Below are 13,662 nucleotides of genomic sequence, written 5' to 3'. Positions count from 1 at the left end.
CTAGCTCGTCCGTTGTATGATGCTTTTTGCGATAAGCTTGAACGAATTGGCGGCCTCGCTGCGTTGTGTGGGAGTTCCCGCCGCAGTTTCCGACAGCGGGCTGCCTTCTCGTTGCGATGCGGGGACCAACTGCCCAAAATCTTTGACATCGCCCAGCTTGTGGATCTTGCGCGGCGGTATGGCGTCCACCTCGCGCAACACATTCACTACGTCGGTAGTTATACCCTTGTCCAAAAGGCCAACGTAGCGCGCCTGATGCGAAGCGACGCCGCCCCGATACACTGAGTAATTTTGCGGGATGTAACCAAGGAAGCGTGGCGTGCCCGGCAACGACGGGGCATCTTTTGGCTTGCGAGAGAGAATGGTCTTCCAGTCCGTTATCCAATCGAACAATGACCTGCCAAGAGTTCGAAGCGCACGAACCGAAAAGAGGTCGTAAGCCACCGGCACGGCAAAGAAATCGCAATCCAGCAGAATTGCTCGATTAAGAGCGCCAATGTTCGGGCCCGTGTCGAAGAAGACGAAGTCGATGTCCTCGTTGTGGCATATTGTGTCAACTAATTTGCTTATAGCTGTCGTGCCTTTAAAGCCGTGCGTTTCCCGCTGCAGACACTCAAGCCAATATGCCGCAAGTTTATTTTCGAAGTCAGAGAGTCGGATATCGCCTGGAATAAGAAAGAGCCTGTTTCGAATTTCCAGCGGGTCGATTGTCTTCACGCCACCGTCACCATCGACAACCGGTTTGACGGCTGACCACAGCGTGGCGCCTTCATCAGCATCATCTGACTTATCAAGCAAATCGTCGAGGACGGATGCTTCGATCAGGTAGGCAGATAAATTGCATTGAGGGTCGGCGTCGACCAGCAAAACTTTATGACCAAGATCTGCCAGTGCTGCAGCAATATTGAACGTGAGTGTAGTTTTACCCACGCCGCCCTTGTGGTTGAAAATTGAGATGCGTTTAGCATCTGCCCTTAGTCTTACTTGCCGGATCATTTGCGCCGCGCGTTCTTTCGGTGACGCAATTGCGCCATGATTTTTGCGGCCGCATCGCGGTCAGGCAAAGCGGACACGAATTGCTCGCCCCATGCGGTTATCTGCTTCTGCCCTTTTGCGACTGCGGCCAGAAGACCAGCCTTAGTTGCGTTCTCAGTCGCATAAGCCGTGTTTGAGAATTTGATCTGGGCTGCCTCGGTATTGAGCTTTGCAAGATCTAAGGTTTTCACGTGAGGTGTGTTGCGAAAGTGCAGCAAGTAGAACGCGAGGCACGCAATTCTCTCGATGTCCGTTTTCGGCTGTTTCTCAAATAGAAACTCCTTCGGAGACGGGGCCCTATCGTCCGAGAATGCCGGACGCGCCGGTTGCTGCGCTGCGGGCTGCTCCGCTATTGACTGCTCGCCGCCCCGATGATTTGCGGCCTCGTGTCCATAGAAGGTGATGACCGAATTCAGGACGCGGGCTCTAGATTTGCTATCAAGCTGATCAAGAAGCCGCACAACAGTGCTCAGCGCCTCCGAAACAGCGCGCGAGCTATCTTTCGCCATCAACAAGTCTCCGAATCATCTCGTCGTCTAGGACGGGTCATTGTAGACGGTGCAACTTGATTGCGCCGCAGGGCCTACCCAACCAGAGGTAAAAGAAGGTTATTGTAGACCGAAGCTCGTCTTGCTCAAAGCGCTCGGGCCGACTTACCACTGGCTAATTTGTCAATGGCTGTCGAGTTAGGGGCGCCTCTCGCCGACGAAATGGGCTCTGCGCGCGTAGCTCGCCTCGATAATCCGCGCACTAGGTGGCATGGCATCCTTTGTGCGCGGCCCCCGGACCACTCTTGCGGCAGCCAGCCCAGGGACGGTCCTTGGGTGCAGATGACGTAAAAGCGCGGGCTCGGACGGACTAGCAACCGGGCTTGATTGGGCCACCCATGTCCTTGCGTGCCCGAAGACCTTGGACACTCGGGGCCCGTTTACGCCAAGGTTTCGCCGGGCACTCGATCTAGGGTCAGCGAAGCCTCAGCCAAGACGGCAAGCCCGGACATGACCGCAAAGTCCTACCCGCCCATCACCAGATCGTCGCGGTGGATCATCTCCGAGCGGCCGCTGATGCCGAGGATCGCCATCACGTCCGGGGAGGAGCGGCCCTTGATCCGCTCGGCATCGTCGGCGTCGTAGGCGATCAGGCCGCGGCCGACCTCGCTGGTGTCGGGGCCGCGCACGATCACGGCGTCGCCGCGGGCGAACTGGCCCTCGACCTTGATCACGCCGGCCGGCAGCAGGCTGGCGCCGGCGCGCAGCGCCGCGACCGCGCCGGCGTCGATGGTCAGCGTGCCCTTCGGCTCCAGCGAGCCCGCGATCCAGCGCTTTCGCGAGGTGACGGGATTGGCCGGCGTCAGGAACCAGGTGCAGCGGCCGCCATCGGCGATCGCCTGCAGGGGATGCTCGATCTTGCCGGAGGCGATCAGCATGTGCGTGCCGCCCGTGGTGGCGATCTTGGCCGCCTCGACCTTGGTGCGCATGCCGCCGCGCGACAACTCGGACTCGGCGTCGCCTGCGACGGCCTCGATTTCCGATGAGATGCTCTCGACCACCGGAATGAGTCTGGCGTTCGGATTGTTCTTCGGCGGCGCATCGTAGAGCCCGTCGATGTCGGACAGCAGCACCAGCAGGTCCGCGCTCGCCATGGTGGCGACGCGCGCGGCGAGGCGGTCGTTGTCGCCGTAGCGGATTTCGTTGGTGGCGACCGTGTCGTTCTCGTTGATCACGGGGATCGCGCGCCATTCCAGCAGCTTGCCGATGGTGGAGCGGGCATTGAGATAGCGGCGGCGCTCCTCGGTGTCCTGGAGCGTGACCAGGATCTGGCCGGCGCCGATGCCGTGCGCGCCCAGCACCTCCGACCAGATCCGCGCCAGCGCGATCTGGCCGACGGCGGCGGCGGCCTGGCTCTCTTCCAGCTTCAGCGGGCCGCGCGGCAGCTTGAGCCGGCTGCGACCGAGCGCGATCGAGCCGGAGGAGACGACGAGGACGTCGCGGCCCTCGCGATGCAGCCTGGCCATGTCGTCGGCGAGCGCGGCGAGCCAGGACGCCCGCACCTCGCCCTTGTCGGAATCGACCAGCAGTGCGGAGCCGACCTTGACGACGATGCGGCGGAATTGGCTGAGTTCGGGGCTGGTCATGGCTGTATGTGTTGGCGCGTGTGACGAATTGCTCTGCACTGGAAGCGGCGGAGCGACAGGCGGCGCCGGTTGAGGCCTGCTTTTGCAGCAGGACGATGGCCGGCGCAAGGCGGCCGGAATGGTAAACGGCACCAATGTCGGCCTTGTGTCGGGCGCCGGGCCGGCTCTAATTGCCGCCAACGAAAAGGGCGGAAAGAGGAAACGAATGGATCGTCGCAATTTCATCGCCGGATGTCTTGGTGGAGGTCTTGGGCTGCCGCTACTGGCGCAAACGGCCGGAGCGCACGCACAGGCCGGGCTGACGAAGATCATCTTCCCGTTCGCGGCGGGGGCGGGCGGCGACACGCTGTGCCGGCTGATCGCGCAGGAGATGGCCCCGTTGCTGCAGCGGACCATCGTGGTCGAAAACCGCACCGGCGGCGACGGCCTGATCGGCATCAAGGCGGTGAAGGGCGCAAGCCCCGACGGCAGCATGGTGCTGGTGACGACGGGGCCCACCATGTACCTGCTGCCGATGGTGGAGAAGACGCCGAGCTTCGACACGGCCAAGGACTTCATGCCGGTGTCGCTGCTGGCGCGGTTCGAGTTCGCCGTCGTGGTCGGTCCGGCGGTCGATGTCGCCGATTTCAAGGGATTTGCCGCCTGGCTGAAGGCGCATCCCGACAAGACGTCGTTCGGCGTGCCGAGCAACGGCACCATTCCGCATTTCATGGGCTCCCGGCTGGAGAAGGATCTCGGCATTCTCCTGACCCGCGTGCCTTATCGCGGCAGCGCGCCAATCCTCAACGATCTCGTCGGCGGCCATGTCTCGTTCGGCATCACGACATTGGCCGACGCGCTGCCGCAGCATCGCGCCAAGGGTGTGAAGATCATTGCGGTGTCGAGCGCGGAACGCTCGCCGTTTGCGCCCGATGTCCCGACGCTGAAGGAGAGCGGCATCGATCTCGTTGCGGACGCCTGGTACGGCATGTGGCTTCCCACCGGCAGCCCGCCCGACTTCGCCAGCAAGCTCGGCGCTGCCGCGAGCGCCGCGCTCGTCAGGCCCGAGGTGAAGGAGAAGCTCACCGCGATCGGCCTGATCCCGGTCGGCAGCAATGCGGAGGGGCTTGCCAAGGAGCTCGCCGCGAATACGGCGTTCTGGCAACCGATCGTGAAGGCGACGGGATACAAGATCGAGAATTAGATCCTCGCGCGCCACTCTATCCCCTCATCCTGAGGAGCGCGCTCTTGCGCGCGTCTCGAAGGATGAAAGGCCCCGCTGTTGCATCGGGGACTGCATGGTTCGAGACGGCGCTGTCGCGCCTCCTCACCATAAGGGTTTTAGAGTTTCGCGCGCTGTTCGATCCCGTCCTTGATCGACGCCAACTCCTTCTCATCCCAGATGCCGATCAAAATCCCGCCCTTCACCTGCAACTGATTGTCCGCATAATTCGCGATCTTCTCGCGCGACGTCGTGATGTGGTCGTTCGGGTGCAGCGCCCAGTCGAACAGCTCGGCCTGCAAGCGTGCGATGATGGCGGCACACTCTGGATCATCCCCGCGATCCAAAAACTCGTCCGGATCGGTTTCGAGATCGTACAGCATCGGGCGGAAGCCGGAAGCATGGATGTATTTCCAGCGGCCGTCGAACACCATGAACAAGCGGCAGCGCTCGATGGGCTGGTTCAGCTTCAGCCGCACATCCTGCATGGAATAGTCGTATTCGGAGAACGCCACCTTGCGCCAGTCGCCCGGCGTTGGCCCACGCAGCAACGGCAGCAGCGAGCGTCCTTCGAGGATGTGGCCCGGCACCTTGCCGCCGAAATAATCGACGAAGGTCGGCGCGAGGTCGATGGCCTCCACCAGCGCATCGCTCCGCATGCCGCGCGTCGCATCGGCTTCGTTGGACGGATCGATGACGATCAGCGGAATCTTCGCCGATTGCTCGTGGAACAGATCCTTCTCGCCCATCCAGTGATCGCCGAGATAGTCGCCATGATCGGAGGTGAACACGATCATGGTGGTGTCCAGCAGGCCGCGCGCTTCCAGAAACTTCATCAGCACGCCCATCTGGTCGTCGATCTGGGTGATCAGGCCCATATAGGTCGGGATCACCTTCTCGCGGGCGTCGTCGCGCGCCATGTTGCGGGAGTAGCGCATGTCCATATAGGCGCCGAACACGGGATGCGGATTTTGCCGCTCGCGCTCGGAGCGGATCACCGGGATCATGTCCCCGGTCGAATACATGCTGGCGTAGGGTTCTGGCGCGATATAGGGCCAGTGCGGCTTGATGTAGGACAGATGCAGGCACCACGGCCGGCCGTCGGTCTCGGCTTCGCTGATGAAGTCCATCGCGCGCCGCGTCATGTAGGGCGTTTCGGAATGCTCGTCCGGCACGCGCGCGGCCTTGTCGGCGTGCACCAGCAGCCAGCCGTTCTGCAGCGAACCGTCGTCGGCCGCGCCGGAATTGGCCCAGTGCTCCCAGGGGTTGGGAGCTTCAAAGCCCTGCTGGCGCAGATACTCATCGTATTTCGGTCGCGGCCGGCCGGTCGGATGCAGTCCGTCGTCACGCTCATAGGGCTCGAACCCGCATTCGGCGACATGCACACCGATGACAGATTCCGGCGGGATGCCGAGCGCCTTCATGCCTTCGAGATCGGGCGCCATGTGGGTCTTGCCGACCAGCACGTTGCGCACGCCGATCTTCTTGAGGTGGTCGCCGAGCGTGGGCTCGCCGACGCGCAGCGGCCAGCCGTTCCAGTGCGAGCCGTGCGAGCGCATGTAACGGCCGGTGTAGAACGACATCCGCGACGGCCCGCAGATCGGCGACTGCACATAGGCCTTGCTGAACAGCACGCCGCGCCTCGCCATGGCGTCGATGTTCGGCGTCTTCAGCGTGGGATGGCCGGTGCAGCCGAGATAGTCATAGCGAAGCTGGTCGCACATGATCCAGAGAACGTTCTTCGCGCGCGCCATGCTTCCTCACTCCGGCATTTCTTGATTTGCCGGATGCTGCGCTATCAATGGCGCGAAGACAACCTCTCCCGGAGGGAGACGTGTGGAGAGAGGCGGTGCTTACTTCAGGCTGACCAGGGCTCCGCCTCGGCTGTGCTCTTGGCCTTGGCGGACACCGGGGCCTCGCCGATCACCTCGACAAGCGCGCGCAGTGCTTCCTTGACGCCCTCTCCGGTCGCGCCTGACATCAGCAACGGCGTCTTCTTGGCGGCGCGCTTGAGCCGGTCCTTCTGCTTCTTCAACTCGTCCGGCTCGACCGCGTCGATCTTGTTCAGCGCGACGATCTCGATCTTGTCGGTCAGCAGCCCACCATAGGCGTCGAGCTCCTTGCGAACCGTCTTGTAGGCCTTGCCGGCATGCTCGCAGGTGGCGTCGACGAGATGCAGCAGCACGCGGCAGCGTTCGACATGGCCGAGGAAACGGTCGCCGAGGCCAGTACCTTCATGCGCGCCTTCGATCAGGCCGGGAATGTCCGCCAGCACGAATTCGCGGCCGTCGGCATTCACGACGCCGAGCTGCGGATGCAGCGTGGTGAAGGGATAGTCGGCGATCTTCGGCTTGGCGGCGCTGACCTTGCTGAGGAAGGTCGACTTGCCGGCATTGGGCAGGCCGACCAGGCCGGCATCCGCGATCAGCTTCAGCCGCAGCCAGATCCAGCGCTCTTCGCCGGGCTGGCCGGGATTGGCGTTGCGCGGCGCGCGGTTGGTCGAGGACTTGAAATGCGCGTTGCCGAAGCCGCCATTACCGCCCTCGGCGAGCACGAATTTCTCACCGACATCGGTGAAGTCGTGGATCAGCGTCTCGCGGTCTTCGTCGAAGATCTGCGTGCCCAGGGGCACTTTCAGCACGATCGACTTGCCGTTTGCGCCGTGGCGGTCCGAGCCTGAACCGTTCTCGCCCTTCTGGGCCTTGAAATGCTGCTGGTAGCGGTAATCGATCAGCGTGTTGAGGCCGTCGGCGACCTCGATGATGACATTGCCGCCGCGGCCGCCATTGCCGCCGGAAGGACCGCCGAATTCGATGAACTTCTCGCGGCGGAACGCCACGCAGCCGTTCCCGCCGTCACCGGAGCGGATGTAGACCTTTGCTTCGTCGAGGAATTTCATGGGCCATAGGTAGGCCAGCCGGTCCCGCGCGGCAACCCGGGCTTACCCCTGAATCGGCCGAATTTCCGCGAATGTCGGCCCTTGCTTAACCCCGAGACGACATCAGGCGGGCCGGCGCCGGATCAGGAATTTCTGCATCCCCTCCAGCACCAGCTCCTTGCGCTGATTGAACACGGTGCTTTTGAGCGTCACTACGCCGGTCGTGCGTCCCGGCACCAGTTCGGTGACCTCCAGCGCCGGGTAGATGGTGTCGTCGGCGAACACCGGCTTGAGGAACCGGCTCGATTGCTCGAGGAAGCCGAGCAGGGAGTCCTCGACCATGAATGGAAACAGGCCGGCGCCGGGCGCGGTGTGGATCAGGGTCTGGAAGCCGTGGGCCAGCAGATGCGGCATGCCGCGGCTGCGGCAATACTCGACATCGTAATGCACCGGATGGGTGTCGCCGCTCGCGGTCTGGAACGCGGCGAACACCGCCGGGGTCTGGGTGCGGCTCGGGATCACGAAGCGTTCGCCGACGACGAAATCCTCAAACCAGCGTTGCGCGGGGATCATGCGATGCTGGGCAGGGTCGAAGTCGGTCATGTCCATCTCTTTCGTTCGCAGGCGCCTATCGCTACCGCGACGCGAAGAGTGCGACAATCCGTTCAATTCGTCTTGCGTGGGCTTGTCGCGGGCGCCAGCGCGATTAAAACGGCGCCAATGCCCCTCTTCAAGAATCTCTCCGCCTATGACGAGCGCTCCGCGCGCCTTGCCGGCATTGCGCTGATGGTGCTGTCGATCTTCATGTTCTCGTTCGGCGATGCCATGGGCAAGTTCCTGGTCGGGACTTATTCGGTGGGGCAGCTGCTGTTCCTGCGCGCCTGCGCGGCGCTGCTGCTGTTGCTGCCGCTGATCTGGAAGCAGCGCCATCAGTTCCTGCATCTGGAGCGGCCGCGCCTGCAGCTGTTTCGCGTCGTGCTCTCGACGCTGGAAGTGGCGGCGTTCTTCCTCGCGACGGTCTATCTGCCGCTCGCGGACGTCATCACCTATTATCTCGCCGGCCCCATCTTCGTCACCGCGATGTCGGCGATCTTCCTGCGCGAGAAGGTCGGCTGGCGGCGCTGGACCGCGATTCTGATCGGCTTCTGCGGTGTGCTGATCGCGCTGCGGCCGTCGGCGCAGACCGTCAGCCTGCCGGCCCTGATCGCGCTCGGCGGCAGCCTGTCCTTCGCGACCTTGATGCTGATCACGCGCAGCCTGCGCAAGACGCCGGACATCGTGATGGCATCCTCGCAATTCGTCGGCACGTTCCTGCTCGGCGCCGTGCTGTCGGCCTTCCACTGGGTGCCGCCGACGCCAGGCAGTCTCGTGATCTTCGCGACGGCCGGGCTCATTTCGGTGACCGCGCTGTTCTGCGTCAACCGTTCGCTCAAGCTCGCGCCGGCCAGTGTGGTGGTGCCCTATCAATATTCGATGATCGTCTGGGCCGTGATCTTCGGCTTCGTCGTGTTCGGCGACGTCCCGCAGGTCGCCACCATCGTCGGCGCCGCCATCATCATCGCCGCAGGGTTCTATATCTATCTGCGCGAGCGCGATCTGGGACGCCCGAGTGCGGAGGTGAATCCGCCGGTGTAGCTCTTACCCTCCCCTGGAGGGGGAGGGTCGATCGCGCGCAGCGCGAGCGGGGTGGGGTGATCTCTCCGCACGGGCACTGTTGGACGGGGGGGAGACCGTCACCCCACCCCGTCTCACATCTTCGCTGCGCTCGATGTGAGCCGACCCACGGGCGAGCTACGCTCGTCCCGGACCCCTCCAGGGGAGGGTAAGCGCGCCCTACCTCACCCTTCGCGCGCTGCTCCAGCTCTTCAGCGACGACCACACCCCGCGTGACAGCCGGAAGCAATCGACCGGCGTGGAGGAGCCCAGCGCCAGGAAGCGGTGCAGCTGCACGCCGCTCCACTGGAAGCCGCACTTCTCCAGCACGTTGCGCGAGGCCGGGTTGGTGACGCGCGCGCCGGCATAAAGATGATCGTCCTCGAACTCCTCGAAGAAGAAGTCGATCGCGCCGCGCGCGGCCTCGGTGGCAAAGCCCTGGCCCCAATGCTCGACGCCGAGCCAGTAGCCGAGCTCGGCATTGCCGGGTGTGGAGCAATCGATCCCGACCATGCCGACCGGCCCGCTGTCGTGCTCGATCAGGAACGCGGTCTCGCTGCCGAGCGCGGCGGTGGCGCGGATGAATGCGACGGCGTCGTCCTGCGAATAGGGATGCGGCAGCCGGCGGGTGTTTTCGGCGACGCGGCGGTCGTTGGCGAGGCGGGCGATGGTCCTGACGTCTGCGAGGGTCGGCCGCCGCAAGGTCAGCCGTTCGGTGGCGACGACGCTTGGTCTCGCCGCCTGCAAGGTCGCGCTCGAGAAATCCTGCAACATGTCCGGCTCCGTCAAAGTCACTAAGTCAAAAGTGAACTCGTCAAACGAAAGGGGAGGCCGGTTTCCCTGCCTCCCCTGGAGCCTTCGATCGCGATGATCTCTGGACTCCGCCGGTTCGGTCTGGGACCCCGGCGGACTCCAAATTTGATCCGCCGTCTATTCAGCCGCCTCTGCGAGCGGGAGTACCGATACGAAAGTGCGACCATTGGCTTTGGCCTGGAACGTGACGCGACCCTCGATCTTGGCGAACAGAGTGTGGTCGGTGCCCATGCCGACATTAAGGCCGGGATGCCAGGTGGTGCCGCGCTGACGCGCGATGATGTTGCCGGGAATGACGACTTCCCCGCCGAACGCCTTGATCCCGAGGCGCTTGCCCTTGGAATCGCGACCGTTGCGCGATGAACCGCCTGCTTTTTTGTGAGCCATGGCTCGTCTCCAAATCCTGCGTAGTTCTAGATCAATTCCTTGACGGAATCATTTCACAATTTCTCACGCATCAATTCGTGAATTGGCGTGATCAATTTATGCGGCGTCGGCTTCTTCCTTGGCCGTCTCCTTGACGACCTTCTCCCGCTTCGGACGCGGCCCCTTGGTGGGCTTGGCGCCGTCGGTCAGGATCTCGCTGATGCGCAGCACCGTGATCTCGTCGCGGTAGCCGCGCTTGCGGCGCGAATTCTTGCGGCGGCGCTTCTTGAACGCGATGACCTTCGGTCCGCGCTTGTGGTCGAGCACCTCGACGGCCACGGTGGCGCCTGCCACCGTCGGCAGACCCAGGACCGGCGTGTCGCCGCCGACCATCAGAACCTCAGTCAGCTGAATGATCGTGCCGACTTCGCCTTCGATCTTGCCTACTTCCAGGACATCATCCGGAACGACGCGGTACTGCCGGCCGCCGGTTTTGATGACTGCGAACATCGTTGTTTTCCTTCGTGTTCATTCCCGGCCTCGCGACAGTTTGTCGGGGCCGGCTTTTTGTCAGTCGCTATGGGTTTATTGCGAGTTTTGTGCGGGCGGGAGTTATCCCTTTGAAAAACCACGCAAAAACAAGCGGCGCGAGAAACGCCCCGCGCCGGTTGTGGGACTTATAGCCGCCGATCGCCGGGAGTCAAGGAAAACTGCCGAAAACGGCCCGGATTTGAAGGATTTGGGCGGTTTGCGGGGCCGGCCGAATCCACCCCGGAGCTTTGCAACCAACGGGTTCCCTCGCCGTTGTCTCCGCGAATTTGGACACGGGCAAGAAACGGGCAAGGGGCTTTTCATGGCAACCGACGAGCTGGTCAAGACGACGACGGGAATCGCCGATCACGGTGCCGAGCGGCTGCCGTCGGTGGACGTCGACAGTTTCAACATCGAGATGAAGGACGAGGATGGTTTCCTCGGCGACCGCGCCAGCAAGGGCGCGTTCCGGGACATGCTCGACCGCTGGCGCAAACCGCTGCGCAAATCCGGCGAGGACCCTTTCGGCGACGAGCCCTCGGAGGAGATCAGCAAGAAGACCCTGGATGCCATCCTGGCCGGTGACGACGTCAAGGCAGCCGCTCTGGTCCACAGCGCGATCGAGGAGTTCGCCCAGGAGCTCGCTTATGTCACGCGGCGTTTCCTCAAGACCAAGGCCTGGGCCAAGACCGAGCGCATCGTCGTCGGCGGCGGCTTTCGCGACTCCAAGCTTGGCGAGCTCGCGATCGCGCGCACCGAGATCATCCTGAGGCACGAGGACCTCAAGATCGAGATGGTGCCGATCCGCCATCATCCGGATGAAGCCGGCCTGATCGGCGCGCTGCATCTGGCGCCGTCGTGGATATTCGAGGCCCATGACAGCATCCTCGCGGTCGATATCGGCGGCACCAACATCCGCTGCGGCCTGGTGGAAACCAGCTGGAAGAAGGCAAAAGACCTGTCGAAGGCCAAGGTCGTGAAATCCGAGCTGTGGCGCCATGCCGACGACGAGCCGACCCGCGAAGGCGCAGTGAAGCGCCTCACCAAGATGCTGAAGGGGCTGATCACCGAAGCCGAGAAGGAAGGTTACAAGCTCGCGCCCTTCATCGGCATCGCCTGTCCCGGCGTGATCAACGCAGACGGCTCGATCGAGAAGGGCGCGCAGAACCTGCCGGGCAATTGGGAGAGCAGCAAGTTCAACCTGCCGGCGAGCCTGATCGAGGGCATCCCCGAGATCGGCGAGCACGACACCGCGATCCTGATGCACAATGACGGGGTGGTTCAGGGCCTCTCCGAGGTGCCGTTCATGCAGGATATCGACCGCTGGAGCGTGCTCACCATCGGCACCGGCCTCGGCAATGCCCGCTTCACCAACCGCCGCAAGGACAGCGGCAATGGCAAAGACCGTGACACGACGGAAACCGGGAAGAAAAAGGGCAAGTCCGACAAGGAGTAACCTTGACTGGTTAGGTTAAGGGACGGATTGCGTTGCGGCGCACAGGGCGCACGCTACGGTCGAATCGTCGCCTCACCTGGCCGGCGAAGCCGCCCTTCCCAGCCAGTATTTCAATGAGCGGCACCGGGACCGCCAGTGTTTACCGCGTCTGGCGGTCCCACCCCGTCTTGGCACGACTATCGCGTGAAGAAAAACGTGCAGGCAGCTCGCTTGCCGCCATCCTTCGAGACGCCCGCCTGCGGCGGGCCCTCAGGATGAGGTCTCGTTGTGCGGCGAGATTCTGGATCCTCCGAGATTTCAGACCCTCATGGTGAGGAGCCCGCGCAAGCGGGCGTCTCGAACCATGCAGGCCGAGTTCGCCCTGCAGCCTCCAACCGCTTGGCTCAGCTCCAGCCGATCTGCTGAAAGAACGCCGCGATCTCCGCGGCCGCGCGATCCGGATCTTCCCGATGCGGGAAGTGGCCGACATCGGGAAACATCGCGACATCGACATCGCTGAACGTCTCGCCAAGCCGGTCGGTCCAGGCATAGGGAAACAGCGGATCGTGCTCGGCCCAGCGCACGCAGGTCGGCACGCCGATCGGCGGCAATCGCGGCGCCTCGCCCTTCATCATCGCGACCCGCCCGGCATGCGACGCGCGATAATGCGCAAAGCCGCCGGCGAGGTTGCCATCCTCAAAGAAATTGTCGGCGAAGGCGTCGAGCACATCGTCGAAGGCGTCCTTGCGATGCGCCCAGCCCTTCAGGAAGTGGCTGATATAGAGCCGGCAGCTCTCGCGGCTCGCGCCGACAAGCTGCGGCGCCATCTCCATCTGGTGGAAGGACTGATACCAGATGTGGTTGAGCCGATCGGGCGCCGCCATGCGCGGCCCGATGCCGGGATAGACGAAATCGAAGAAGAACAGTCCCGCCAGCCGCCCGGGTGCCGCTCGAGCCAGCGGCTGCATCACCGCGCCGCCGACGTCATGGCCGACCACGGCGAATCGCGCGATGCCGAGCCCGTCCATCAGCGCCAGCATGTCCGCCGCATGGCCGTCCGGACCAAACGGCCCGTCCGGCTTGTCGCTGTCGCCGAAGCCGCGCAGATCGGGCGCGATGAGCATGAAGCGGTCGGCTAGCCGGGCCATGACCGGCTCCCAGGTCAGCCAGAATTCCGGCCAACCATGCAGCAAAAGCAGCGGTTTGCCGCGTCCGGCCCGGACCAGGTGGAAATCGGCGCCATTGGCCTGTAGCGTCAGGTGCTCCATGGCAGTTCCCTCCCGGCGAAGCATTTTCGAGCGAAGTGGACCCCAATGCGCCCAAGAAAACGCGTCAAACAAGAATCTGGCTGGTGCGGGGCTGAAACAGGCAGCGGATTTTCCCCTTTCGCGCCTTGTCTGGCCAGCCATCCTCGCCTATTAACGCCCCCAACCACAGGGGCCGCAGCTCCTACCATGGCGCCTTCAGGAGAGGTGGCAGAGTGGTTGAATGCACCGCACTCGAAATGCGGCATAGGTGCAAGCCTATCGGGGGTTCGAATCCCTCCCTCTCCGCCATAATAGCTGCGACGTACGAAAAACCCAATAAAACCGGGCATTTCTAGAGCCATCGGGTAC

General features: G+C 63.2%; 13 protein-coding genes and 1 tRNA gene. 4 read left to right on the top strand and 10 right to left on the bottom strand.

Features of this window, described 5'->3' with window-relative positions; genetic code table 11:
• The 3 genes from WHZ77_RS32440 to proB all read right to left on the bottom strand — a co-directional run bounded on the left by WHZ77_RS32440 (position 1) and on the right by proB (position 3,169).
• Positions 1-996, bottom strand: a complete 996-nt coding sequence (locus WHZ77_RS32440) for a ParA family protein (protein WP_375311650.1) — start codon at positions 994-996, stop codon at positions 1-3.
• Positions 993-1,544, bottom strand: coding sequence for a hypothetical protein (locus tag WHZ77_RS32435; RefSeq protein WP_375311649.1), 552 nt, complete (start codon positions 1,542-1,544; stop codon positions 993-995). Before WHZ77_RS32435 ends, WHZ77_RS32440 begins: the two co-directional genes overlap by 4 nt.
• A 503-nt stretch (positions 1,545-2,047) precedes the next feature.
• Positions 2,048-3,169, bottom strand: coding sequence for a glutamate 5-kinase (proB, locus tag WHZ77_RS32430; RefSeq protein WP_375311648.1), 1,122 nt, complete (start codon positions 3,167-3,169; stop codon positions 2,048-2,050).
• A 205-nt stretch (positions 3,170-3,374) separates the two neighbouring features.
• Between proB and WHZ77_RS32425 the strand changes: the two genes are divergently transcribed.
• A complete protein-coding gene (locus WHZ77_RS32425) occupies positions 3,375-4,352 on the top strand; it encodes a Bug family tripartite tricarboxylate transporter substrate binding protein (RefSeq protein WP_375311647.1) in 978 nt (325 codons plus the stop codon).
• 137 nt (positions 4,353-4,489) lie between these two features.
• Here the strand turns inward: WHZ77_RS32425 and WHZ77_RS32420 are convergent, their stop codons facing one another.
• From WHZ77_RS32420 to WHZ77_RS32410, 3 genes are all read right to left on the bottom strand, one after another.
• Entirely contained in the window at positions 4,490-6,124 is a 1,635-nt protein-coding gene (locus WHZ77_RS32420; protein WP_375311646.1) for an alkaline phosphatase family protein, read from the bottom strand.
• A 104-nt stretch (positions 6,125-6,228) separates the two neighbouring features.
• On the bottom strand, positions 6,229-7,269 hold the full coding sequence (obgE, locus tag WHZ77_RS32415) for a GTPase ObgE (RefSeq protein ID WP_375311645.1): 1,041 nt from the start codon (positions 7,267-7,269) through the stop codon (positions 6,229-6,231).
• 102 nt (positions 7,270-7,371) lie between these two features.
• Positions 7,372-7,851 carry a MaoC family dehydratase gene (locus tag WHZ77_RS32410; RefSeq protein WP_375311644.1) on the bottom strand — a complete coding sequence of 160 codons (480 nt, stop codon included), beginning with the start codon at positions 7,849-7,851 and terminating at the stop codon, positions 7,372-7,374.
• A gap of 117 nt (positions 7,852-7,968) precedes the next feature.
• Between WHZ77_RS32410 and WHZ77_RS32405 the strand changes: the two genes are divergently transcribed.
• A complete protein-coding gene (locus WHZ77_RS32405; RefSeq protein WP_375311643.1) occupies positions 7,969-8,883 on the top strand; it encodes a DMT family transporter in 915 nt (304 codons plus the stop codon).
• A gap of 198 nt (positions 8,884-9,081) precedes the next feature.
• Here the strand turns inward: WHZ77_RS32405 and WHZ77_RS32400 are convergent, their stop codons facing one another.
• From WHZ77_RS32400 to rplU, 3 genes are all read right to left on the bottom strand, one after another.
• Entirely contained in the window at positions 9,082-9,675 is a 594-nt protein-coding gene (locus WHZ77_RS32400) for a GNAT family N-acetyltransferase (RefSeq protein WP_375311642.1), read from the bottom strand.
• Positions 9,676-9,831: 156 nt separating this feature from the next.
• Positions 9,832-10,101, bottom strand: coding sequence for a 50S ribosomal protein L27 (rpmA, locus tag WHZ77_RS32395; protein ID WP_008137923.1), 270 nt, complete (start codon positions 10,099-10,101; stop codon positions 9,832-9,834).
• Positions 10,102-10,197: 96 nt separating this feature from the next.
• Complete coding sequence (gene rplU, locus WHZ77_RS32390; RefSeq protein ID WP_014439058.1) at positions 10,198-10,590, bottom strand: 50S ribosomal protein L21; 393 nt, start codon at positions 10,588-10,590, stop codon at positions 10,198-10,200.
• 343 nt (positions 10,591-10,933) lie between these two features.
• Here rplU and WHZ77_RS32385 point away from each other — a divergent pair, with 343 nt between their 5' ends.
• On the top strand, positions 10,934-12,067 hold the full coding sequence (locus tag WHZ77_RS32385; RefSeq protein WP_375311641.1) for an ROK family protein: 1,134 nt from the start codon (positions 10,934-10,936) through the stop codon (positions 12,065-12,067).
• A 383-nt stretch (positions 12,068-12,450) separates the two neighbouring features.
• Here WHZ77_RS32385 and WHZ77_RS32380 read toward each other — a convergent pair whose 3' ends face one another.
• A complete protein-coding gene (locus WHZ77_RS32380) occupies positions 12,451-13,314 on the bottom strand; it encodes an alpha/beta fold hydrolase (RefSeq protein ID WP_375311640.1) in 864 nt (287 codons plus the stop codon).
• Positions 13,315-13,512: 198 nt separating this feature from the next.
• Between WHZ77_RS32380 and WHZ77_RS32375 the strand changes: the two genes are divergently transcribed.
• Positions 13,513-13,602 (top strand) — tRNA-Ser (locus tag WHZ77_RS32375).
• Positions 13,603-13,662: the final 60 nt, after the last annotated feature.

The organism is Bradyrhizobium sp. A5 (genome assembly GCF_042076515.1).
GTDB classification, from domain to species: Bacteria; Pseudomonadota; Alphaproteobacteria; order Rhizobiales; family Xanthobacteraceae; genus Bradyrhizobium; species Bradyrhizobium cosmicum.
This window is presented reverse-complemented; position numbering and strand designations above follow the sequence as displayed.

What these genes read in the sequence shown, in the direction of transcription:
- WHZ77_RS32440 (WP_375311650.1), bottom strand. Translation starts at nt 996, where the DNA reads ATGATCCGGCAAGTAAGACTAAGGGCAGATGCTAAACGCATCTCAATT.
- WHZ77_RS32435 (WP_375311649.1), bottom strand. Translation starts at nt 1,544, where the DNA reads ATGGCGAAAGATAGCTCGCGCGCTGTTTCGGAGGCGCTGAGCACTGTT.
- proB (WP_375311648.1), bottom strand. Translation starts at nt 3,169, where the DNA reads ATGACCAGCCCCGAACTCAGCCAATTCCGCCGCATCGTCGTCAAGGTC.
- WHZ77_RS32425 (WP_375311647.1), top strand. Translation starts at nt 3,375, where the DNA reads ATGGATCGTCGCAATTTCATCGCCGGATGTCTTGGTGGAGGTCTTGGG.
- WHZ77_RS32420 (WP_375311646.1), bottom strand. Translation starts at nt 6,124, where the DNA reads ATGGCGCGCGCGAAGAACGTTCTCTGGATCATGTGCGACCAGCTTCGC.
- obgE (WP_375311645.1), bottom strand. Translation starts at nt 7,269, where the DNA reads ATGAAATTCCTCGACGAAGCAAAGGTCTACATCCGCTCCGGTGACGGC.
- WHZ77_RS32410 (WP_375311644.1), bottom strand. Translation starts at nt 7,851, where the DNA reads ATGACCGACTTCGACCCTGCCCAGCATCGCATGATCCCCGCGCAACGC.
- WHZ77_RS32405 (WP_375311643.1), top strand. Translation starts at nt 7,969, where the DNA reads ATGCCCCTCTTCAAGAATCTCTCCGCCTATGACGAGCGCTCCGCGCGC.
- WHZ77_RS32400 (WP_375311642.1), bottom strand. Translation starts at nt 9,675, where the DNA reads ATGTTGCAGGATTTCTCGAGCGCGACCTTGCAGGCGGCGAGACCAAGC.
- rpmA (WP_008137923.1), bottom strand. Translation starts at nt 10,101, where the DNA reads ATGGCTCACAAAAAAGCAGGCGGTTCATCGCGCAACGGTCGCGATTCC.
- rplU (WP_014439058.1), bottom strand. Translation starts at nt 10,590, where the DNA reads ATGTTCGCAGTCATCAAAACCGGCGGCCGGCAGTACCGCGTCGTTCCG.
- WHZ77_RS32385 (WP_375311641.1), top strand. Translation starts at nt 10,934, where the DNA reads ATGGCAACCGACGAGCTGGTCAAGACGACGACGGGAATCGCCGATCAC.
- WHZ77_RS32380 (WP_375311640.1), bottom strand. Translation starts at nt 13,314, where the DNA reads ATGGAGCACCTGACGCTACAGGCCAATGGCGCCGATTTCCACCTGGTC.